This is a genomic window from Lentzea sp. NPDC042327 (assembly GCF_040647275.1).
Lineage (GTDB): Bacteria > Actinomycetota > Actinomycetes > Mycobacteriales > Pseudonocardiaceae > Lentzea.
The window spans coordinates 20,717-41,002 of sequence record NZ_JBEZBX010000013.1; the positions used below are offsets into that span (position 1 = coordinate 20,717).

Below are 20,286 nucleotides of genomic sequence, written 5' to 3' on the forward strand. Positions count from 1 at the left end.
CGTGCGGCCGGCCTGGAATTTGGTAACAGTGGCGCTGGCCGACTTCGGTCACCCCACCTGCAACCCTCCGATCGCTACCTCAACTGGTAGCCCGTTTGGACCGCCGGGTTCCCGCACTTGGCCACCGAGACGTAACCCGGGCCTTGAGAGACCCACGCGCCGTAGTGATAGTCCCCATTGGGGCACAGATTCACCGCACGGAACTCGGTGCCGGGCATGTCCGCTGTGCAGCGCCACGTCCATGTCGCCCCTTGCCAACTAGGGGTCCCCTCGCAGGACGCCATCGGAGACACTTCGCCGGCCACCGCCGACGCCGAAGCCGTTCCGGTACCCAGCAATGCCGCAGCCGCGATAAGTGGAAGCACGGTCAACAAAGCTAAACGAGCCATCACTGTTCCCCGTTTCAGCGCCCGCACCGTGCGGGCAGCAGTAATCACTTTCCACTATTTTTGCGCTAATTTCAGAAATCCGAACGATCTCTACCCAATCGGCTCAGTCGGCCCCGAAAGTTTGCAACGGACGGTAGAACCGTGCCCCGGCAACTGCGACAACCGTGCAGTTCAGGCGGTTACCGATCGAGGTGCGGTTACCGATCTGATCGTCAACCCGGCCGGGACCCGCACAGCTCGACATGCGATTGCATGAAGCACGCTCCCCCGTGGGCGACACCGAACCAGTTCGCATCTCGCCCGACACCGTCCGCACCTGCCTCAGGGATCGGTAACTACGGTAACTTCGGTAATCATGCAGGTCAGACGGTTACCTTTGATCATAGGGTTACCGATGAGGGCGGTAACCGACCGCCGTTCGACCTGGTCGACAGTGGACCACCACGCGACAAGACGGCTGTAACCGGAAGAGCGTGCCCCTTCCGGTTACAGCCGTCTTGTGTTGTGCTCAATCGCCACCCACATGAGGTGCCGGTTACCGATTCGATCGGTAACCGCACTCCGATCGGTAACCGCCTGACCTGTACGGTTACCGCAGTTACCGAGCCTGGAGACGGGAGGGCCACCGCATCACCTAGGCGCGGCGTTCGACGGCGTGCCCCCGGCGGTGAACATCCTGATCTGCTCAGCAGCAACCAGGTAGCAGAGTCGGTTAGTGCTCGGAACTGTACGTGCCGAGTGCGGGCTGATCATTACGCCTGCACACTTCCAAAGAGGGTGACCAGGCGGCAGTGGTTCAGGGTCCGTCACATCCAACGCCGCACGCAAGCGGCCGGTTTGCAACTCGATCACCAGCGCTGCTGTGTCGACAATCTGACCGCGACCGGCATTGATTAGCAATGCATAATCATCCATTGCTGACAGGAATCTCGCGTCAACGAGTTTGTGTGTGTCATCGTTCAGCGGAGCTGTCACTACTACGATTTGGTGACCCCGGAATCAGGTTCGGAAGCTCAACAGGCGCGTGCACACCTTCCCGTGCCGTACTGGCTACAAGCGTTGTGGCCGCGTCGAACGCTTCAAGCCGCCGTGCGACCGCCTTACCGCTGCTTCCTGCTCCGAGGATTAGCACCCGTTTACCATCACCGTGCACATGCGCCGACGTCGCGCCGACGAGATCGTGGAAGCATTCCGCGAACGGCGGGTGGAAGCGGAATCCGTCCCGATCCGTGACGCACCCGCCACGTGGATCGAATCGGTAGGCGAACAGGTCGGCGCGGCCGTGCCGGAGATGCCCGAGGGCGTCACCGACCGGTCCACCGAAATCTGGGAACCGCTGTTGGCCATCGCAGAAGCCGCCGGAGGTGACTGGCCGGAGAAAGCGCGCGCCGCGTGCCTCCACTTCGTGACGATGGCGAACGCCACCCCGACATCACCAGGAATCCGGTTGCTGGCGGACCTGCGGAATGGGCTGGTCGAACACCGCGATGGCTGCCCGCTACCAGCACATCACGTCAGCGATCCGCCGCGACGTTGCTCAACGGGTCGGTGGACTGCTCTGGAAGCCTGCCGATGCACCCGACGAACCGGACGATGACCAGGGCGCGGCAGGGCTACCAGTACCGGCCCAGCGGCCACGACTGAGACGACAACTGAGACGAAACGTCAGAGCCCCGATCACCAGAAGTGGTGATCAGGGCTCTGAGCAGCGGTGGCGGTGGGATTTGAACCCACGGAGGCTTTCACCTCACACGCTTTCGAGGCGTGCTCCTTCGGCCGCTCGGACACGCCACCGGTAAGAACAATACACAGTCGGATCCAGGGGTTTAACGCTGGGTCCGGAAGAAGCGTTCCAGCAGGTCAGCGCACTCGTCTTCGAGCACACCGCCGCGCACCTCCGGCCGGTGGTTGAGCCGGCGGTCCCGCACGACGTCCCACAGCGAGCCGACGGCGCCCGTCTTGGGTTCCCAGGCGCCGAAGACGAGGCGGGAGACACGTGCCAGCACGAGGGCGCCGGCGCACATCGTGCAGGGCTCCAGCGTCACCGCGAGGGTGCAGCCGTCGAGGCGCCAGCCGTCGCCGTACGCCGCGGCTGCCGCGCGCAGGGCCAGGACCTCGGCGTGGGCGGTGGGGTCGCCGAGGGCTTCACGGGCGTTGCAGGCCTCGGCGAGGACGGTGCCGTCGGGGGCGAACACGACGGCGCCGATCGGGACGTCGGTGCCCGCGTTCGCGGCCGCGCGGACGGCCCTGCGGACCAGGTCCTCGTCGTCGTTCACGCCTGGATCGTGTCGAGCAGCTGCACGAACTCGTCGATGAAGCCGATGCGCTGGGCGATCATCTGGAGCTGCTCGTCCGGGTAGAGGTCGACCTGGTCGACGATGATCTGGAGCTCGTGGGCGGGCATGCCGAGGTCGGCGAGGACGCCCAGGTCGCCCTCCGGCCAGAGCTCGGTGTCCTCCTCGTCGGGCGGTTCGACGCGCAGGAGGTCGAGGACGTCGGCGGCGATGTCGTAGTCGAGTGCCGCGGCGGCGTCCGACAGCAGCAGGGCCACGCCGCCGGGGACCGGGCGCAGGACGATGAAGAACTCGTCGTCGACGGCCAGCAGGCCGAAGGCCGCACCGGTCGACCTGAGCTGCCGCAGCTGGGTGATCGCCGCGTCCAGCTCCGACAGCGCGGAGCTGTCCATCCTGCTGCACCGCCAGCGGCCGTCCTCCCGGACGACCGCGACCGCGAAGCCGTTGACCGGCTCCTGCTGTGTCATGTGCACACCGTAGGGCTCAGACGACCTTCCCGGTAGCCGAGGTGGTGCGACCATCGGAGGATGAGCACAACCACACCGGAACCCCGTTTCGCCGGACTGCTCGAGGCGGCCCGCGCGCTCCAGCCGCGCACGGTCGCGTTGCGGCGGCAGGTGCACCGCCACCCCGAACAGGGCCTTCAGCTCCCCAAGACGCAGGCGGCGATCCTGCACGCGTTGGAGGGCCTGCCGCTGAAGATCACCACGGGCAAGTCGACGACGTCGGTCGTCGCGGTGCTGGAGGGCGAGCAGCCGGGGCCCACGGTGCTGCTGCGCGGCGACATGGACGGCCTGCCGCTGCAGGAGGACACCGGCCTGCCGTTCGCGTCCGAAGTGGACGGAGCGATGCACGCCTGCGGCCACGACACGCACGTGGCGATGCTGGCGGCCTCCGCCCGCCTGCTCGCCGACCGCCGCGACGCGCTGCGGGGCCGGGTGCTGTTCATGTTCCAGCCGGGCGAGGAGGGCTACCACGGTGCCCGGTACATGATCGAGGAAGGCCTGCTCGACGACGGCGTGGAGAAGGCCTTCGCACTGCACATCACGTCGAAGCTGCGCTCGGGCGTGATCACCTGCCGGCCGGGCCCGATCATGGCGTCGGCCGACACGTTCCACATCCACGTGAAGGGCCGCGGCGGCCACGGCGCCATGCCGCACAACGCCGTCGACCCGGTGCCCGCCGCGGCGGCGATGGTGGGCGCGATCCAGACGATGCTGGGCAGGCGGATCAGCGCGCACCAGCCGGCGGTGGTCACGGTGGCCCAGATCAGGGCCGGCACCACCACCAACATCATCCCCGAGGTCGCCACCCTCGACGGCACCATCAGGACGCTGTCCGAGCTCACCCGCAAGCAGGTGCACACCGAGCTCGAGCAGGTCGTGAAGCACACGGCGGCCGCCCACGGGTGCCGCGCGGAGATCAGCATCGTGCCCGGCTACCCGGTGACCGTGAACGACGACGCGGTCGGTCAGCACGTGCTCGACCTCGCCGCGTCGGCGATGGGCCCGTCGTGGAGCGAGCCGCTGCCGGACCCGCTGATGGGTGCGGAGGACTTCTCCTACGTGCTGCAACGGGTGCCGGGTGCGCTGGCGTTCGTCGGCGGCTGCCCGCGCGGGGTCGACGTGGAGGAGGCGGAGGCGAACCACTCGAACCGGGTGCTGTTCGACGAGGCGTCGATGGAGCACGGGGTGGCGATGTACGCGGCGTTCGCACTGGACGCCCTCCGGTAGGCACGGCTCGGAGGGAAATCCGTTTCCGCGGTGCGGTTGTCCACGACCGCACCGCGGAGAACGATCGACAGTCGTTTCCACGCCGAACGGAATGGAGCTTGTTAACCCAACCGGATGTTTTTCGAGGCCGGGAACGCTGTCGACCTGCACTGAAAGCCGGATCCAAGCGGCAAGATCACCCACCTGGTGGTGTCAATCGGAATTCAAGTCCCCGCCTATGGCCGATCGTCTCGCACTTCCACCGCTGCAAGACTTCGTTTCTCAGTCGAGCGACTGCTCGACCGTTTCGGGAAACAGGAGCTTTGCCGTGGCACAACCACTCACGATCGCGCACGCCCTGATCGTGGCGATGACCTTTGCCTTCACCGGATGGTTGATCGAGCGCGGCCAAGATCCGCAGTCGGCGCTGATGATCACGCTCACGGCCCTGGCCGGCGCGGTCGTGGTCACGCGGGTGAGCGCGCAGGGCGCGAAGTCCGTCCTGCGGCGACTTGGCGGCGGGGCCTGACGAGGCGTTGTCGTCCGAAGCCGCCTCGCACGGAATGATGTGCGGTGTGCGAGACGTGTGCGTGATCGGACTGGGACTGATCGGCGGGTCCGTGCTGCGGGGCGCCAAGGCGGCCGGGCGCACGGTGTGGGGTGCCACGGCGAGCAGGGACGACGCGGACCGGGCGCGGGCGGAGGGGTTCGACGTCGTCGGGGTCGAGGAGGCCCTCCGGCGCGACCCCGAGGCGCTCGTCGTGCTGGCGGTGCCGTTGCCCGCGTTGCCCGACCTGCTCAGGAAGGTTCCGCCGAACACCCGGCTCACCGACGTCACCAGCGTGAAGGGGCCCGTCCACGACGCCGTGCACCGGTATGCGCCGGAGGTGCGGTTCGTGGGCGGGCACCCGATGGCGGGGACGAGTCGCAGCGGGTGGGACGCGGGGAGCGCGGGGCTGTTCGAGAACGCCGCCTGGGTGGTGACGCCGGAGGAGGCGGACGACCACCTGGTCGACGTGATGCGGTTGGCGCTGGACCTGGGGGCGCACGTCGTGCCGACCACGCCGGAGGAGCACGACGAGGCGGTCGCGCGGATCAGCCACCTGCCGCACATCCTGGCCGCGGTGCTGGCCGCGGTCGGCGCGGGTGGCGGGCCGCTGGCGCTGGCGTTGGCGGCGGGGAGCTTCGGTGACGGCACGCGGGTCGCGGGGAGCCGGCCGGAGCTCGTCAGGGCGATGTGCGAGGGGAACCGGGACGCGTTGCTGATGGCGGTGGACGACGCGCTGGGGCGGTTGGGGGCGGCACGGGGGTCGCTCGCGAGCACCGGTGGGCTGGCCAAGACGATCGAGGCCGGGCACGAGGGCAGGAAAGCGCTGGTCGAGCAGCCCGCGAAGGCGGCGGTGACGCTCGACCTGAGCAAGCCGGGGGCGCTCGCGGCGCTGCGCAACCTGGGGTCCCGGGGTGGGCGTGTGGTTGCGCTGAACGGAAGCACCGCCGCTGCGGAAACGTCGTAAGGTCGCCGGGTGGATCGACGGACGCTCGCGGGTGGGCTCGGTGGGCTCGCGCTGGTCGTGGCCGCCGTGGTCGCACTGCGGGCGAGCGATGCGCCGGACAACCTGAAGCGCGAGGTCGACGACCGGGTGCGGGTCGTGCAGCAGCAGGAGCCGGTCAAGCCGGCCAGTCCGCGGACGCAGGCGCTCGACGCGGACGCGGTGCAGGTCAGCTGGGCCGGCAGCGCACCGGCCTACGAGGTGCGGTGGAACGGCAACGAGCAGCTGGTGCCGAACCCCGAGGTCGAGCTCGCCGGGTTGCGGCCGGACCAGGAGGTCAGGGTCGAGGTGCGCGCGGTCAACGCGATCGGACGGCGCTCGGAGCCGCTGATGATCACCGCCACGCCCCAGGACCTCTACGACGACCGGTGGGACGACGAGCTCGTCGGGCAGCCCGAGCGGTTCGACGGGCCGGAGGCGCTGGACCCGCGCAAGTGGCGGGTCGAGGCGGAGCAGAACTGCCTGGGGCTGCGGCCGTTCGGCCGGGGCAAGCGGGTCGACGTGGACTGCGGCACGGCGATGTTCCAGTCGAACACGCCGATCCGGTTCGGGGTGCCCGGCCGGGACGGTGCGACCGGGCGGGCGATCATCAGCGTCGCCGGTGCGGTCGAGTCGAGCCACGTGCGGCTGACGTTGCTGCCCGCGCCGTGGCACTTCCTGAAGGACCAGGAGTTCCAGCCGAAGGGCGCGGTCAGCCTCGACATCACCACCCAGGGCACGCGCATCGTCGCCGATCCCGACCTGCCGCGCAGCGACCGGCAGGTCGAGCTGGGCGACGCGCCGCTGACGGGGCTCGTGGCGGGTGTGCGGCACCGCTGGGAGCTGCGGGTGCTGCCCGACGCGGTGCTGGCGGTGCGCGACGGCGTGGTGGTCGCGGGTGAGCCGGTCGTGCTCACCACTCCGCTGGCGCACCCGCGGATCCGGATCGACGGCGGCGGTTTCCTCGACTCGTTCGGGGTCGGCGGCGTCGAGGAACGGGCGGTGCCCACCGAGGTCCTCCCGGCGACGGTCGAGGTGCCGCACGACGCCATCGCCGCGAAGCTCGTGACGTTGAGGGGCGAGGAACCGTCGGTGGTGGACCTGCCGCTGGGCGACCGCGGGGTCGAGGCGCCGCGGGACGCGCAGCTCGTGGTGTTCCGCAAACCGGAGAGCCGCCCCGGCACGCTGCCCCGGCTGCCCGACCGGCCGGGCGGCATGAGAACCGGCCCGCCGCGGCTCCAGGTCATGCACGAGGACGGCACTACACCACCGCAGCAGCTGCCCCGTACCGGGCGCGTGCTCGTCACCGCGGAGATCAACGCGATCGGCCACCGCGGCATCGAGCTGGAGCTCGACGGCAAGCGCGTCGTGGCACTGCCGACGAACGAGCAGGGCGGCGCCGTTCCCGGCCGGCACGAGTTCTGGCTGAACGCCGCGGACCTCGGTGCCCGCCCCCGGCTCAAGCTGAGCGTCCTTCCGGCCGATCATGGCGAACCCGTTACCACCGAAACCGTGTTCGAGCTGCGCACAACGCCTTAGCGTGACCACATGAAGCGGGTCGCCTTCGCCGTCGCGGGCCTGGCCCTGGTGGTCGGTGTCGTCCTCCTGAGGGACACCGGCGACCCGACCACGCCCGAGCTCCCGCCGCCGCCGACGAAGCTCAAGCCGTTCGCGGCCGACCTCGCGCTCGTGCCGGGCCCGCAGGGCCGTCCCGCCGCGCCGGGTGCCGTCACCGCCCGCCCCGGCCACCACCGCGTGCAGCTCACGTGGACCGGTGACGCCCCCGCCTACGAGGTGCGCTGGGGTGAGCACCGCAAGCTCGTGACCCGTCCCGGCACCCAGCTCAACGGTCTGCGCAACGACCAGGAGCAGGAGGTCGAGATCCGCGCGGTGGACTCGTTCGGCCAGTACTCCGAGCCCGCCCGCACGAGGGCGACGCCGCGGGCCGACACCGCGCAGTACTCGTTCGTCGACCGGTTCGACGGCACCGACGAGCCGGACCAGGGGCGCTGGCGGTTCGGCAAGCGCACCGACTGCGCCCGCGCGACCTCCGGTGACGACGACGACCACGACCGGCTCGTGATCAGCAGCAGCTGCGGCACGCGCGCGGTGTCGTTGCGCGCCCGCACGCCGTTCGTCCGCGGGCCGGACGAGAGCCGGTTCGTCGTGGAGACCGACGCCCCCGGCAGCGGCGGCAGGCTGCTGCTGGACCTGGTCCCCGGTCCGGTGAGCGTGCAAGGCGAACCGGTGCTGCCGAACGCCGTCCGCGCCACCGTCAGCACCGACGCGGCCGGCAACTCGGTCGTCGAGCTCGTCCCCGGCGGCACCGCGACCAAGCCGGTTCCCGCCGCCGTGCCGGGCACGAGCGTGCGCTGGGAGCTGGTGGTCGGGCCCAGCGGCGTCCAGGTGCACCGCGACGGCGAGGTGGTCGCGACCTCGCCGTTCGTGCCGCCGTGGCGGGAGGCGACCGCTCTCGCCGGGATCGCCGCGCTCGCCGGTGACCGGGTGAGGGCCGGCATCGACCTGATCGGCTTCCGCGCCGCCGCGGCGGAGGCGCCCCCGAACGTGCCCGCGCCGAACGTCCGGGTCGACGCGGCACCCGCGCCGGTCAAGCGCATCCCGGACGTCACCGCCGGTCAGCTGCGGCTCGCGCTGATCCCCTCCGGGGAGGGTCCGCCGGTCGACCGGGTGGAGGTCAACGACGTCGAGGTGCCGCTGCGGCCCGCTGTCGAGGGCCAGCAGTGGAAGCCCGGCGCCGAGTACGCGGCCGTGGCCGACCTGCCGCGGGAGGCGTTCACCGACACCCTGAACGTCGGGTTGCTCACCGCGGACCGCGTCCAGGTCACGCACACCGACGTCGAGCTCACCGGCCCCGTCTCCGGCATCTCGAAGCGCGACTCGGGCAGCCCGCTCGTGGACGCCCGCCCGTCGCTGGCCGACCCCGTCGCCGAGGTGCTCGACTCGGGTGGTCAGCCCGTGCAGAACGGTGCCGCGCTCGCGAGGGGCCGGGTCGTGCTGGAGATCAGGATCACCGCGCTGGACGCGGCGGTCGCGGGTCTCGCCGGGTTCGAGGTCAGGCTCGACGGCACTCACATCGCGACCGTCCCCACCACGGCGGACGGGCCCGCGGGCGCGGGCCGGTGGCGGATCTCGCTGAACACCGCCTCGCTCACGGAAGGGCCGCACGCGATCGAGGTCAGGGCGTTCAGCACCGACCCGGAGGCACACCCCGAAACGGGTTACGTTCCCTTCTTGCTGAAGCCGTAGACCCCAAGATGGACCAATGGCCCGCGCTTTGATCCTCGACGCAGCCCGCACGCCGTTCGGCCGGTACCGGGGAGGGCTGTCCGGCATCCGGGTGGACGACCTCGCCGCTCTGCCCATCGTGGACCTGCTGCGCCGCTACCCCGGCCTCGACCTCGCGCGCATCGACGACGTGCTGCTCGGCGACGCGAACGGCGCGGGTGAAGACAACCGCAACGTGGCGCGCATGGCGGCGTTGCTGGCGGGGCTGCCGGTGAGCGTGCCGGGCGCGACGCTGAACCGGCTGTGCGCGTCCGGTGGCGAGGCGATCATCCAGGGCGCGCGGGCGCTGGTCACCGGGGACGCCGACCTGCTGATCGCGGGCGGGGTCGAGGGCATGAGCCGGGCGCCGTTCGTGACCGCGCGGCCGGACCGGGCGTTCCCCGACCGGCTGGAGACGGTGTCCACGGCGCTGGGCTGGCGGCTGGTGAACCCGCGGATGCCGAAGCACTACACGGTGCCGCTGGGGCTGGCCGCGGAGACCGTCGCCCATGAGCTCGGCATCACCCGTGAGCAGATGGACAACTTCGCGCTGCGGTCGCACCGGCGTGCGGCGGCGGCGTGGGACGCAGGCGTGCACGAGGGGTTCGCGTTCCCCGTGCAGCTGCCCGACGGCACGGCGGTGCGCCGCGACGAGAACGTCCGCGCCGACACGAGCGCCGAGAAGCTGGCCAAGCTCAAGCCCGCGTTCTCCGACACCGGCTCGGTGACCGCGGGCAACGCCTCGCCGCTGAACGACGGCGCGCTGGCCGCGTTGCTCGGCACGGAGGCGCTCGCGGCCGAGCTGGGCGTGGAACCGCTGGGCGAGGTGCTGGGCAGCGCCACGACCGGTGAGGAGCCGCACCGGTTCACCGTGGCGCCGGTGTCAGCGATCAGGAAGCTGCTGAAGCGCCTGCACCTCGACGCGGCCGACGTCGACCTGTGGGAGGTCAACGAGGCGTTCGCGGCCATGGCGCTGTCGGTGCTGCACCACCTGCCGGAGATCGACAAGGAGAAGGTCAACGTGCACGGCGGCGCCATCGCCTACGGGCACCCGCTCGGCGCCTCGATGCCGCGAGTGATCATCGACGTGTGCCGCCACCTGCGGCAACGCGGTGGCGGCGTGGGCATCGCTGCCGCGTGCGTCGGCGTGGGCCAGGGCGTCGCGGTGGCCGTGCGGGTCTAGTCGCCGGGTTTCGGGGGCGCGCCAGAACCGCGCGGGCCTGGTCGGCGGCCCGCGCCGGAACGGTTCCGCGTCAGGGCCGCCGAGCCCGCGATCGACCCGGAACCGCTCGCCGAGGTGTTCTGACCGGTCAGATGCGCTTCGAGATCAACGGGTACTCGAGCACCAGGCCGTTCTGGTCGACCTTGATGTTCTGCTCGAACCCGCCGCTCTTGAAGCGCACCACCGAGACCTCGTCGCCGACCGAGATCGTCTTGTAGGTCTGGGTGACCGCGCGCACCGTGAGGTCGGGCAGCGAGACCCGCACGACCGGCAGGTTGTGCTCGCCCTCCTCGCGGTGCAGGTCCAGCCGCCGGATCGGGATGGCGTTGAACAGCACGGAGAACTGCACGTCGACGTCGAGCGCGTCGTTGAACGTCTCGCGCTTGGCGCCCTGGCCGTGGTCGACGAGCCAGGCACCGTCCTCGGTGCGGCTGAGCGAGCACTGCCGCTCCTCCAGCACCGTGGCCGTGCGCAGCAGCAGCCGGTTGACCTGGCCGCTCTCGCCGACGGAGACCTCGAACGAGGCGTTGAACTGCTCGTCCGGCCCGGCGGCGACCAGCCGGCCGGAGGCGCGCAGGCGCTGGTCGTTCGACAGCAGCAGCCTGACCTGCTCCAGCCGGGGCTCGTGGAGCCCCTGCCAGGTGATCATCTCGGGCCGGCGTGCAGAAGGAGAGCGGGTCTCCCCGTTCGAGGTGACCCGCCCCGCGTCAGTGGCGTTGAAGGAGTTCACTCATCCACCTGGAAGGATGTCCTTGATCTTCTCGGCAACCGAGTCGACCTGCTCTTCGTGACCGAACTTCTGCGCGACGAAGTCAGCCGCCGCGTCGACACCCTTGTCGACCTGCTCGTGGTGCTGCTGAGCCAGGTCCAGGGCCTTGTTCTTGATCTCGTCGAAGTTCATGTGGTGCTCCTCCGCTCCTGACGCAGGGTACCCGAGGAGCCCCCGCGTGGTGATAGGCGCGATCACGCTGACTGCACCTGGACAAGTCGGCCCGGCGCAACCATGATGTGCCACGCCGCCGCCTGGTCGGCCGCCGTCGCGGCCAGAACCAGGAGGATCGCCCCATGACACGGCTCCTGCGTGGAGTTATGTCCGCAGCACTGCTGTTGCCGCTCGTCGCAGTCCCCTCGGCCAACGCCACGGCCGGGAAGCCCGGGAAGGCGGAGTTCGCGGTGACGACCACGGCCACGAACGTGGCGGCCCGCAGCGACCGCCGCCCCGTCGCCGGCGGGGTGAACGACCGGAAGGCCGGCAAGACGTTCATCTCGTGGGCGGGCCAGTACGAGGACAGCTACGTCCAGTCGTACGACCACCGCGCGGCCACCTGGTCGCCCCCGCACCGCATCGCCGACGGCGACTCGGACGCCCACAACTACCCGACGGTGGTCCAGGCCCGCGACGGCCACCTGCTGGTCTTCCGCGGCATGCACAACGTCGAGCTGCGCATGTCCCGCTCACCCCGGCCGCACTCGGCCGACGGCACGTGGGCAGAAACCGTGATCTCCAAGAACGCGGCCACGTACCCGATGCCGTTCGTGACCCGTGACGGCACGATCTACGTGTTCTACCGCGAGACATCGGGCGACCTCGACCCGAACGTCCCCACCGACACCCGCCCGATGCTCTACGTGGTGTCGAAGGACAACGGCAAGACGTGGAAGAGCTCCACCGAGCTCACCGGCCACCCGTTCGCCATCGGCTCCACCGCGCGCGCCGACAACATGAACGAGATCTACATCGGTCAGCTCCGCCTGGAGGACTCTGGCCGCGTCCGCATCGCCTACACGCTCGCCGGCGGCGGCTTCGAGGGCCACAAGCACGACCGCTACCACCGCAACATCTACTACACCTGGTTCGACCCCCGTGACCTGCACTTCTACTCGGCGTCCGGCCGTGACCTGGGCACCCAGGTGGACGACGCCGACCAGGAGTCGTTCCTGAAGGTCGCGGAGACCCCGCTGACCGTCCCGAACAACGTCAAGTCCCCCGACTACGTCCAGCAGGTCGGCACGGTGCTGGGCCGGCCGTTCGTCCTGTGGTTCTCCGGCGACCCCGACGGCGGCCCGCTCCGCAACCACCTCTCGACGTGGAACGGCCGGAGCTGGGACACCCGCGAGGTGGCCCGCGGTCTGCGCACCCGCGAGATCGAACCCGTGGACCCGCTCACCTGGCGCGTCTACGCGACCGAGGACGGCAAGCCGAACGTCCTGACCCACCTCGTGCGGTTCGGGCGGACCTGGGAGGCCGAGACGGTGATCCCGACGGCCAAGCCGGTGCAGCGCGTCGAGGTGGTGGCGAACTTCCGCGACCCGGCCAGGGCGATCTTCTCGGGCGCTTCGTCGCAGCGGGACGTGGCGGTGGCCGACGGGGACATCAGCGTGGTGGGGCTGGCCCGGCGTTGACCGGTTCCGGCCCATGAGACAGCAAACGCCCCCTGGACCGGCGCGGACCCAGGGGGCGTTCGTCTGTCAGGCGCTCAGATCAGGCGCCGGCCTTCTTGCGCCGCACCACGAACAGCGCGGCGACACCGCCACCGATGAGCACGAGGCCACCCACGAGCGGCCACAGGATCGAGGCACCGGTCGAGGCGAGGTCCTCGTCCGTGCCACCACCCGGAGCCGGCGGGGCCGTGGTCGTCGTGGTCGGCGGGACCGTCGTCGTGGTCGGCTGGGTGGTGGTCGTGGTGGTCGTCGTCGTGGTCGTCGGCGGAACCGTCGTCCCCGCGGTCCACTCGGCACGGGCCGGCTTCTCGACCTTCACCTCGGAGGCCTTCGCGATCACCAGCGACTGGGTCTTCTGGTTCTTGTCCTCGGACACGAACAGCCGACCGGCCTGCAGCGAGGCCTCCGCCTTGACCGTCAGCTCGACCTTGCCGGGCTTGGCGTCGCCGGGCACGTCGACGTAGAACTCGGTGACCTTCTCGGCCGTGTCCTTGGCCTTGGCCGTCAGCTCGTCACCCGAGCTCGCGACGGCGAGCGGCTTGCGGTCCTTGTCCGTGATCGTGACGCCCTTGGGGAGCTTCGCGGTCAGCGTGATCTCGCCCGCGGTCGTCGTGACCGTGAACGGGCCGAGCAGCCCACCGGCCACACCCTTGACCTCGGCCGGCTCGACCTGCAGCGTCGGCTTCGGCTGGTCGTTCTTCAGGTCCTGGGCTTCCGCGAGGAACTTCTTGTACAGCTTGACGAGGTCGGCGCCGCCGCCCTTCTCACCGCCGGCGAGCTCCCTGGCTTCGTCGAGCTGGGCGCCGTCGGTGAAGTGCCAGATCGCCGCCTGCGTGGCCGCGATGATCTCGCGGTCGTCGTACGGCTTCTTGCCGTCGCCGAACTTGTCGTTGACTTCCTTGACCGACTTGGTCGGGAACGAGTTGGTCAGGATCCAGAGGACCTTGCCCGCGTTGTCCTTGAACTTGGTGTTCGGGTTGGGGTGCTTGTCCCACGGCACCTCCTGGAGGGGCTTGCCCTTCTCCAGGTCGGTCGGCAGCTCCACGCAGTACGCCTGGAAGCGGCCTTCCTTGCCGTCTTCCTTGAGCTTGACACCGATCAGGCCGGTGCTGAACTCGTCGTTGTGCCGGGGAGGGGTGTTGCCGACCTTGGGCACGAGGTAGACGTCATGGCCGTACTGCCAGTCGCCCTCGATGGGCGTGACGACGACGTCGGCGAACGCCGCGGGGGTCGAGAGGGACAGGAGGGCGGCAGCGCCGAGAAGCGCCGCGCCGATCCTCAACCGGGAAGCCATGGGTCTCCTTGCTCGCTGAAGTTAGCCCGAACGCAGGAAAAGTCGAGTACTTCGGCCGGAGCGGTGGACACCGGAAGTCGACACCGAACCGACAGGAAGCGAGCGGGACGTTAGCCGATGGGGTGTCACCCGGTTGAGCGAGGTATGAAGATCGCATCATACATAACGTGAGCTGCCAAAACGTGCCAAAAAGGTCCACAGTGGATCGATGGCTGATGCATCGCTTTTGTCAGGTGACGATAAATTCGTTGCCCAACAGTTATCTTCCGCAGCGTCCTGCTACGTACCCAGAACGCTCGCGGTTCACTCTCAAGCCACCAATTCGGTAACGGCGGTGGGACGGATGTCACCAGGGCGCAATGAGGTGCCGCGCAGGCAGAGGTCGCGGGGCTCGGGGCGCTGACCGGTGAGAATCCACTTCGTCAGGCCCGCGAGCTGGTAGGCGATGAGCGGCGGAACGGCATCTCCGACGTGCCGGTAGGCGTTGCCGAGAATGGAGACGTCGAACTTGAACTGCCGCGGGAAGCCCTGCAGCAGCGCCATCTCCCTGACCGTGCAGAGGCGGTGCTGTTCGGGGTGGGCATAACGGCCGTTGCCGACGTGGCCGCATTCGCGCTTGATGGTGCGGGCCGGTTCGTCCCACCACATCCGGCCGTACACGTCCGGGTGAGAACCCCAGTTCTGCTGCTCGACGATTTTGCGTTGTGCGGGATTCAGCAGCTCCGCGGTTTCCGGTGAGCGCAGCAGGTCGGCCCACGAACCGCCGTCCGCGGGGATGGCGCGCATCCGGTCGAGGCTGCGGTCCTGGGAGAAGGTCGGCGACACGTGGATCGGGTCTTCGGGGTGCGCGAGACCGGCCTCGACGGGCGGCAGCTTGCCGATCGCGCGGCGGACCGTGGCGGCGGCCGGGCGCAGCTGCAGGCCCTCCCACACGTCGTGCAGCGTGCGCAGGGGCAGGCCGGCGTCCACGGCCACCATCAGCGACCGCTCGCGCAGCTGGGGCAGACCGTAGTCGGACAGCAGGTGGGTGCCGCCGGTGACGTCGTAGCCGAGCTCGGTCAGCGAGTCGGCGAGCTGGTCGAAGTGGTGGCGCTGCTTGCCCTTCACCAGCTCGCGGGCGTTCTCCACCAGGATCGTCCTGGGCCGCAGCTCCTCGGCGTAGACGGCGATCCGGCCGACCAGCGAGTTGCGCGGGTCGTCGCGCAGGTGGTTCGCGGCGGTGATGCGGCTGAAACCGGAGCACGGCGGGCACGCCAGCAGCACGTCGAGCTCGCCGCGGCGCAGGCCCCAGACCTCGCGCAACGCCGAGGGCGAGATGCGGGCGAGGTCGACCTCCAGCGGATCGACGCCGATGTTGGCCCGGTAGGTGTCGTTGCAGCGCAACGAACCGAGGCGCGACGAGGGCTTGCCGATCTGCGCGTCCGCCGCGCCGACGACCCGGAAGTCGCGGTGGGCGTGGAAGCCGAAGCTCATCCCGCCCGCACCGGAGAAGATGTCGGCCACCGAGAAGGACACGGCGAGATCGTACGGGCGCGGCTTCTCATGGCTTTGCCGGACATCCCGTAGGTTTCCCGCATGGAACTGCCGCGTGCCTGGCAACGGCCTGACCCGTTGCGCGGACTCGACAGGATTTCCTGGGTCGAGGTCTACGACGGCCGGGGCGGCGCCGAACGGCTGCCCGGTCTGCTGCGCGCGTTGGTGGACCCGTCGCCCGAGGTCAGGCTGGAGGCGTTCACCTCGCTCGCCGACCGCCTGCTGACCGACGACACGGTGTCGGAGGCCTCGTTCTGCGCGGTGCCGTTCCTGGTCGAGCTGGGCGCCTCGTACAAGGTGGCCGCCGACGTGCGGGACCGGGTCATCTTCCTGCTGGCCGCGCTCGCGTTGGCGGGCAAGGGCTTCACCGAGGAGGGCCGGCGCACCCACCGGCGGTGGAACGCGCTGGGCCGCGAGCTGCCGAGGACAGCGCCGGACTGGCTCACGCAGACCCGGCACGCCGTCGCCCAGGGCGCGCCGAAGATCTTCGAGGCACTGGCGTCGGAACGGGTCGGGTGCCTGGTGGCGCTCGCGTGCGCGGTGCCGGAGCGGCTGCCGTCGTTCGTCGTGGGGCTGATGCAGGACGTGCTCGACGACGAGGACGAGATGCTCGCCGAGGCCGCTGAGATCGCTCTCGCGCTGCTGAAGCGGACACCGGAGCTCGTGGAGTCGCAGCCGAAGGTGCTCGGCGAGGGACTCGTGCGGCCGGCGCACCAGCCGCGTGAGGTCACCGCGGCGCTGCTCGGCTACCAGCTCGCCCTCACCGCCGCCTACGGCGACGAGGGCGCCTGGTAGGTGCACGCGGGGAGCTTTCGTACTCTCCTGGCGCACGACAGGCCCCCGCGTACGCCGACAACGTCCCGGCGACGAGGGCGCCTCGTGAGTGCACGCGGGGAGCTTTCGTACTCTCCTGGCGCACGAAAGGGCCCCGCGTGCGCCGGCAGCGTCAGGCGATGACGGCTTCCTGTTCGAGAGGCTGGTCGAGCGGCTGGGTGTCCTCGACGGCGATCGCGGGCTCCAGGGCACCGAGACCGGTCCCCCACTCCTGGTCGGCCAGGGCGAACGCCGCCACGGTCAGCGCGGCCACCGGCGCGCCGACCGGCATGTTCTCCCGGTGCAGGTCCAGGTCGAGCCGGCCGCCGATCGGGGACGGGCTGAGCCGCAACGTCGCGTGCGCGGGCTCGTCCTGGTGCGCCAGGCGGCACGCCCAGCCGGTGAAGACCAGCCGCCGCTCGTCGACCTCGGTGGGCTGCACCGCGCGGACGTTGGCACCGACCGCGCCGGAACGCAGGCCGTCCGCCGCCGCCAGCACGAGCTCCTCGAACTGCATCGACGAGACGCCGAGGTCCCAGCCGGCCACCAGGGCCACCTGGACCAGGGCGAGCGGCAGCGACGGGACGGCGTCCTCGAAGCACACCATCGCGCCGCCGTAGCGGGTGTTGATCTCGGTCGGCAGGAAGCCGTCCTCGGTCGCGATGCCGTCGAGCGTGAACGTGCCGCGGTAGTCGACCGTGGAACGCAGGTGCTCGCCGACGCGCCGCGCGAGGTTGCGCATCTGGTCGCGGATCCACACGGGCGGGTCGTAGAACGACGCGCAGCCCGCGTACAGGAACTTGGCCTGGCCCTGGCGGCGCGGCACGACCATCTCGATCGGGCGCAGCACCGCGGTGCCGTCGGGGAACACGATGCCGTGCACGCTCACCGGGATGCCTTCCAGGAACGGCATCACGCGCACCTGCTCGCACTTGGGCGCGAGCACGTCGAAGGCCTCCTTGGCCTCCTCGTAGGACCGCACCCGGCGCACGAAGTTCGCGCCACCGTTGATCGCGGGCCCGTCACCGGACCACACGACGCCGGCACCGCGGTCCAGGATCTCCGAGGCGCCCCAGAGGCGTTCGAAGTCGAGGTCGAACACCAGCGCGGGCGCGCGCGGGGCGGAGAGCTCGTCCCAGAGCGCGTCGATGGTGGTCTTGTTCTCCAGCTCGACCCACTCGCGGCGGCGCGCGTTGAGGACCGGACGCCCCTGGAAGGTGTCGATCTCGTTGTAAGGCGTGCTGATGACGACGGCCTCCGCCGCCGGGTCGAAGTCGCCCAGGATCCCGCGCACCTCGGCGCTCGGCTTGGTCAGCAGCTTGCCGAGACGGCGCTGCTCGACCGCGACGAAGCCGCCCTTGATGCCCAGCGACACCCAACGGGCGATCTCGGAATCATGAAGCGGGGCATGATCATCGGTATCCAGCACGAGCGTATGGCGGGCACCGAGCGCATGGAGCTCATGCGCGCGTTTCGCCAGACGCGTACCACCGGCCAGCACGACCAACCGGTCACCGAACAATCCGCCCAAGCGCTCGTTGAGCGCTGCGAAGACATGATCCATCGCCGAAAACCCGCTTTGAGAAGAAGCAGAAGGATGCGACCGGCGATCGCCGGGTGACGCGTAGCGTAGAGCCACCCGGTATGCGTGTCGAAGCACGGTCCGGCAACGGCCGGATGAATGTTGCGGCGGGCCCGTCAGCGCAGGCCCTGCCACAGGTGGATCGGTGTTCGATCTTCCGCTCTACAGCGAGCGCGCCGCGTCCCGGAGGACCTGGTCAACGCGGTTGAGGAAGCTGCGCCGGGGGTTGATCGCGGGCAGCGGCGTGGTGAGCTCGGCGGGACCGGGCGCGGGTGCGGCTCCCACGATGTCGGCCACATTGCGCAGGAACTCCTGCCGCTTGCACTCCTGCACGGCCACGTCGTGCAGGAGTCCGGCGATGCTTGTGTGCACAGCGCGATGGGGGTAACTCACACGTGTGTTATCGGCCCAACCTTGGTGGACCTTTAGGGTCATCTCGTGCGAGTTCTGGTGACCGGTGCCACTGGGTACGTGGGTCGATTTGTGGTGCGTGAGCTGCAGGTTCACGGACATGAACCAGTGGTGTCCCGTCAACGTGTCTTGGAGCCGTTCCACGTTCCGGACGCCGACGCCGTCATCCACCTGGCTGGTCTTGCTCGGGTGCGGGAGTCGTTCCGAGATCCACTGGGCTACTGGGAGACCAACGTCGGCGGGACGCTGAACCTGCTGAAGGCGTTGCGCGGCCAGCGGTTCCTCCTCGCGTCGACGGCCGGGGTGTACCGCCCGTCGGACGCGCCGCTGACCGAGGAGTCGGTCCGGGAGCCCTCCTCCCCCTACGCGGCGTCGAAGGCGGCCGCCGAGGACCTCGTGGCGTGGACGGCGCGGTCGGGCCGGATCGGGGCGGCCACGCTGCGTTTGTTCAACGTCGCTGGAGGGGGTGACACCGACACCACTCGGGTGATCACGCGGGCGGTCGCCACGGCGGCCGGGCGGGGACCGGGCATGGAGGTCTACGGCGACGGGTCCGCGGTGCGCGAGTTCGTCCACGTGCGGGACGTCGCCACGGCCTTCGTGACGGCGCTGGAGACGTGCGAGGTCGGCTCGTCCACCGTCTACAACGTCGGCGGCACGTCCGCGTCGGTGCGGGAGGTGCTGGACACCGTCGAGGCGGTCACCGGGCGGTCCGTGGACGTGACCTGGCGGCCCGCGAACCCGGACGAGGTGAAGGCGCAGCGGGCCGACGTCTCCCGGCTGCGGTCGCTGGGCTGGACGCCGGCGCACTCCTCGCTGGAGGAGATCGTCAGCGACCAGTGGGCCGCGGTGGACCGCTGACCCGCTTCGGCACCGGGACGCGGTCGAGGTCCTTCGCCACGACGATCTCGCCGTCGAACTCCGCGGCCGCCTCGGCGTGGAACTCGGCCGGGTCGTCGTAGCGCTGGGAGAAGTGGGTCAGCACCAGCGTGCGGACCCCGGACTCCTGGGCGACGCGGGCGGCCTGCTGGGCGGTGAGGTGGCCGTGGTCGCCGGCGAGCCTGGTGTCGCGGGCGAGGTAGGTCGACTCGATCACCAGCAGGTCGGCCCGGTCGGCGAGCTCGTAGACGTTGTCGCAGAGCCGGGTGTCCATGACGAACGCGAACCGCTGGCCGGGCCGCGGCTCGCTGACGTCGGCGAGGCGCACCCCGTCGAACACGCCGTCGCGCTGCAGCTCGCGCACCTGCGGGCCGCGGATGCCGTGCTCCTCCAGCTTCTCCGGCAGCATCCGGTGCCCATCTGGCTCGACCAGCCGGTAGCCGAACGAGTCGATGCCGTGGTCGAGCCGGTACGCCTCCAGCCGGCCGAACTTCCCCTCCGCCACGAGCCCGTCGGCGTCGACCGGCTGCTCCTGGACGTCCGCGGCGTCGTAGAAGACGCTCGCGTGCCGGAGGCGTTCGAAGAAGTGGGCGCCCGACCGCGGGAAGTGCGCGTGGACGGTGTGCGGCACGCGGTCGAGGCTGAGCCGCTGCACGATGCCGGGCACGCCCAGGCAGTGGTCGCCGTGGAAGTGGGTGATGCAGATCCGGGTGATGTCGCTCGCAGCCGCGCCCGAGCGCAGCAGCTGGCGCTGAGAGCCGTCGCCGGGGTCGAACAGCAGGCCTTCGCCGTCCCACCGCAGCAGGTAGCCGTTGTGGTTGCGCTGGCGCGTGGGGACCTGGCTGGCCGTTCCCAGGACGATCAGTTCCCGGACTGTCACCCCCGAACGTTAACGTCTGTC

At 70.2% G+C, this 20,286-nt stretch carries 21 protein-coding genes, 1 tRNA gene and 1 pseudogene; 12 read left to right on the forward strand and 11 right to left on the reverse strand.

Annotation, left to right across the window (positions count from 1 at the left end; all coding sequences use genetic code 11):
- Nucleotides 1-216 precede the first annotated feature (216 nt).
- Nucleotides 217-645, forward strand: coding sequence for a hypothetical protein (locus tag AB0A63_RS28870; protein ID WP_360396909.1), 429 nt, complete (start codon nt 217-219; stop codon nt 643-645).
- 374 nt (nt 646-1,019) lie between these two features.
- Here the strand turns inward: AB0A63_RS28870 and AB0A63_RS28875 are convergent, their stop codons facing one another.
- Nucleotides 1,020-1,364: an NAD(P)-dependent oxidoreductase gene (locus AB0A63_RS28875; protein WP_360396910.1), complete on the reverse strand. Its 345-nt coding sequence runs from the start codon at nt 1,362-1,364 to the stop codon at nt 1,020-1,022.
- 166 nt (nt 1,365-1,530) lie between these two features.
- On the opposite strand from AB0A63_RS28875, the pseudogene AB0A63_RS28880 reads away from it, so the two are divergent.
- Nucleotides 1,531-1,854 (forward strand): annotated as a pseudogene (locus tag AB0A63_RS28880) (DUF3631 domain-containing protein); the annotation flags it as partial.
- Nucleotides 1,855-2,098: 244 nt separating this feature from the next.
- On the opposite strand, the gene AB0A63_RS28885 reads toward AB0A63_RS28880, so the two are convergent.
- The 3 genes from AB0A63_RS28885 to AB0A63_RS28895 all read right to left on the reverse strand — a co-directional run bounded on the left by AB0A63_RS28885 (nt 2,099) and on the right by AB0A63_RS28895 (nt 3,150).
- A tRNA-Ser gene (locus tag AB0A63_RS28885) sits at nt 2,099-2,183 on the reverse strand.
- Nucleotides 2,184-2,215: 32 nt separating this feature from the next.
- Nucleotides 2,216-2,665: a nucleoside deaminase gene (locus tag AB0A63_RS28890; protein WP_360396911.1), complete on the reverse strand. Its 450-nt coding sequence runs from the start codon at nt 2,663-2,665 to the stop codon at nt 2,216-2,218.
- Entirely contained in the window at nt 2,662-3,150 is a 489-nt protein-coding gene (locus AB0A63_RS28895; protein ID WP_360396912.1) for a tRNA adenosine deaminase-associated protein, read from the reverse strand. The genes AB0A63_RS28890 and AB0A63_RS28895 overlap by 4 nt, the downstream gene beginning before the upstream one ends.
- A gap of 60 nt (nt 3,151-3,210) precedes the next feature.
- Here AB0A63_RS28895 and AB0A63_RS28900 point away from each other — a divergent pair, with 60 nt between their 5' ends.
- From AB0A63_RS28900 to AB0A63_RS28925, 6 genes are all read left to right on the forward strand, one after another.
- Nucleotides 3,211-4,416 (forward strand): M20 family metallopeptidase, encoded by a 1,206-nt coding sequence (locus tag AB0A63_RS28900; RefSeq protein ID WP_360396913.1) that lies wholly within the window; start codon nt 3,211-3,213, stop codon nt 4,414-4,416.
- Nucleotides 4,417-4,633: 217 nt separating this feature from the next.
- Nucleotides 4,634-4,924 (forward strand): hypothetical protein, encoded by a 291-nt coding sequence (locus tag AB0A63_RS28905; RefSeq protein ID WP_360396914.1) that lies wholly within the window; start codon nt 4,634-4,636, stop codon nt 4,922-4,924.
- Between the two features lie 46 nt (nt 4,925-4,970).
- Complete coding sequence (locus AB0A63_RS28910; RefSeq protein ID WP_360396915.1) at nt 4,971-5,909, forward strand: prephenate dehydrogenase; 939 nt, start codon at nt 4,971-4,973, stop codon at nt 5,907-5,909.
- A gap of 9 nt (nt 5,910-5,918) precedes the next feature.
- Nucleotides 5,919-7,463 (forward strand): fibronectin type III domain-containing protein, encoded by a 1,545-nt coding sequence (locus AB0A63_RS28915; protein ID WP_360396916.1) that lies wholly within the window; start codon nt 5,919-5,921, stop codon nt 7,461-7,463.
- Nucleotides 7,464-7,472: 9 nt separating this feature from the next.
- Nucleotides 7,473-9,191 carry a hypothetical protein gene (locus AB0A63_RS28920; RefSeq protein WP_360396917.1) on the forward strand — a complete coding sequence of 573 codons (1,719 nt, stop codon included), beginning with the start codon at nt 7,473-7,475 and terminating at the stop codon, nt 9,189-9,191.
- A gap of 16 nt (nt 9,192-9,207) precedes the next feature.
- Nucleotides 9,208-10,392, forward strand: coding sequence for a thiolase family protein (locus AB0A63_RS28925; RefSeq protein WP_360396918.1), 1,185 nt, complete (start codon nt 9,208-9,210; stop codon nt 10,390-10,392).
- Between the two features lie 127 nt (nt 10,393-10,519).
- Here AB0A63_RS28925 and AB0A63_RS28930 read toward each other — a convergent pair whose 3' ends face one another.
- Both AB0A63_RS28930 and AB0A63_RS28935 read right to left on the reverse strand, forming a co-directional pair.
- Nucleotides 10,520-11,161: a putative glycolipid-binding domain-containing protein gene (locus AB0A63_RS28930; RefSeq protein WP_360396919.1), complete on the reverse strand. Its 642-nt coding sequence runs from the start codon at nt 11,159-11,161 to the stop codon at nt 10,520-10,522.
- Nucleotides 11,162-11,332, reverse strand: coding sequence for an antitoxin (locus tag AB0A63_RS28935; protein WP_360396920.1), 171 nt, complete (start codon nt 11,330-11,332; stop codon nt 11,162-11,164). It lies immediately after the preceding gene.
- A 188-nt stretch (nt 11,333-11,520) separates the two neighbouring features.
- Between AB0A63_RS28935 and AB0A63_RS28940 the strand changes: the two genes are divergently transcribed.
- A complete protein-coding gene (locus tag AB0A63_RS28940) occupies nt 11,521-12,834 on the forward strand; it encodes a BNR-4 repeat-containing protein (protein WP_360396921.1) in 1,314 nt (437 codons plus the stop codon).
- A 79-nt stretch (nt 12,835-12,913) separates the two neighbouring features.
- On the opposite strand, the gene AB0A63_RS28945 is transcribed toward AB0A63_RS28940, so the two are convergent.
- Entirely contained in the window at nt 12,914-14,167 is a 1,254-nt protein-coding gene (locus AB0A63_RS28945; protein WP_360396922.1) for a thioester domain-containing protein, read from the reverse strand.
- 309 nt (nt 14,168-14,476) lie between these two features.
- Nucleotides 14,477-15,682: a DNA cytosine methyltransferase gene (locus AB0A63_RS28950; protein ID WP_360396923.1), complete on the reverse strand. Its 1,206-nt coding sequence runs from the start codon at nt 15,680-15,682 to the stop codon at nt 14,477-14,479.
- A 60-nt stretch (nt 15,683-15,742) separates the two neighbouring features.
- Between AB0A63_RS28950 and AB0A63_RS28955 the strand changes: the two genes are divergently transcribed.
- Nucleotides 15,743-16,495 (forward strand): hypothetical protein, encoded by a 753-nt coding sequence (locus AB0A63_RS28955; protein WP_360396924.1) that lies wholly within the window; start codon nt 15,743-15,745, stop codon nt 16,493-16,495.
- Nucleotides 16,496-16,646: 151 nt separating this feature from the next.
- Here the strand turns inward: AB0A63_RS28955 and AB0A63_RS28960 are convergent, their stop codons facing one another.
- Nucleotides 16,647-17,888 (reverse strand): hypothetical protein, encoded by a 1,242-nt coding sequence (locus AB0A63_RS28960; RefSeq protein ID WP_360396925.1) that lies wholly within the window; start codon nt 17,886-17,888, stop codon nt 16,647-16,649.
- Between the two features lie 33 nt (nt 17,889-17,921).
- Between AB0A63_RS28960 and AB0A63_RS28965 the strand changes: the two genes are divergently transcribed.
- Nucleotides 17,922-18,134 carry a hypothetical protein gene (locus AB0A63_RS28965; RefSeq protein WP_360396926.1) on the forward strand — a complete coding sequence of 71 codons (213 nt, stop codon included), beginning with the start codon at nt 17,922-17,924 and terminating at the stop codon, nt 18,132-18,134.
- 123 nt (nt 18,135-18,257) lie between these two features.
- Here the strand turns inward: AB0A63_RS28965 and AB0A63_RS28970 are convergent, their stop codons facing one another.
- Nucleotides 18,258-18,467 carry a hypothetical protein gene (locus AB0A63_RS28970; RefSeq protein ID WP_360396927.1) on the reverse strand — a complete coding sequence of 70 codons (210 nt, stop codon included), beginning with the start codon at nt 18,465-18,467 and terminating at the stop codon, nt 18,258-18,260.
- Nucleotides 18,468-18,545: 78 nt separating this feature from the next.
- Between AB0A63_RS28970 and AB0A63_RS28975 the strand changes: the two genes are divergently transcribed.
- Entirely contained in the window at nt 18,546-19,367 is an 822-nt protein-coding gene (locus tag AB0A63_RS28975) for an NAD-dependent epimerase/dehydratase family protein (protein WP_360397100.1), read from the forward strand.
- On the opposite strand, the gene AB0A63_RS28980 is transcribed toward AB0A63_RS28975, so the two are convergent.
- Nucleotides 19,336-20,265: a ribonuclease Z gene (locus AB0A63_RS28980; protein ID WP_360396928.1), complete on the reverse strand. Its 930-nt coding sequence runs from the start codon at nt 20,263-20,265 to the stop codon at nt 19,336-19,338. The two genes, AB0A63_RS28975 and AB0A63_RS28980, sit on opposite strands and share 32 nt — an antisense overlap.
- Nucleotides 20,266-20,286 lie beyond the last annotated feature (21 nt).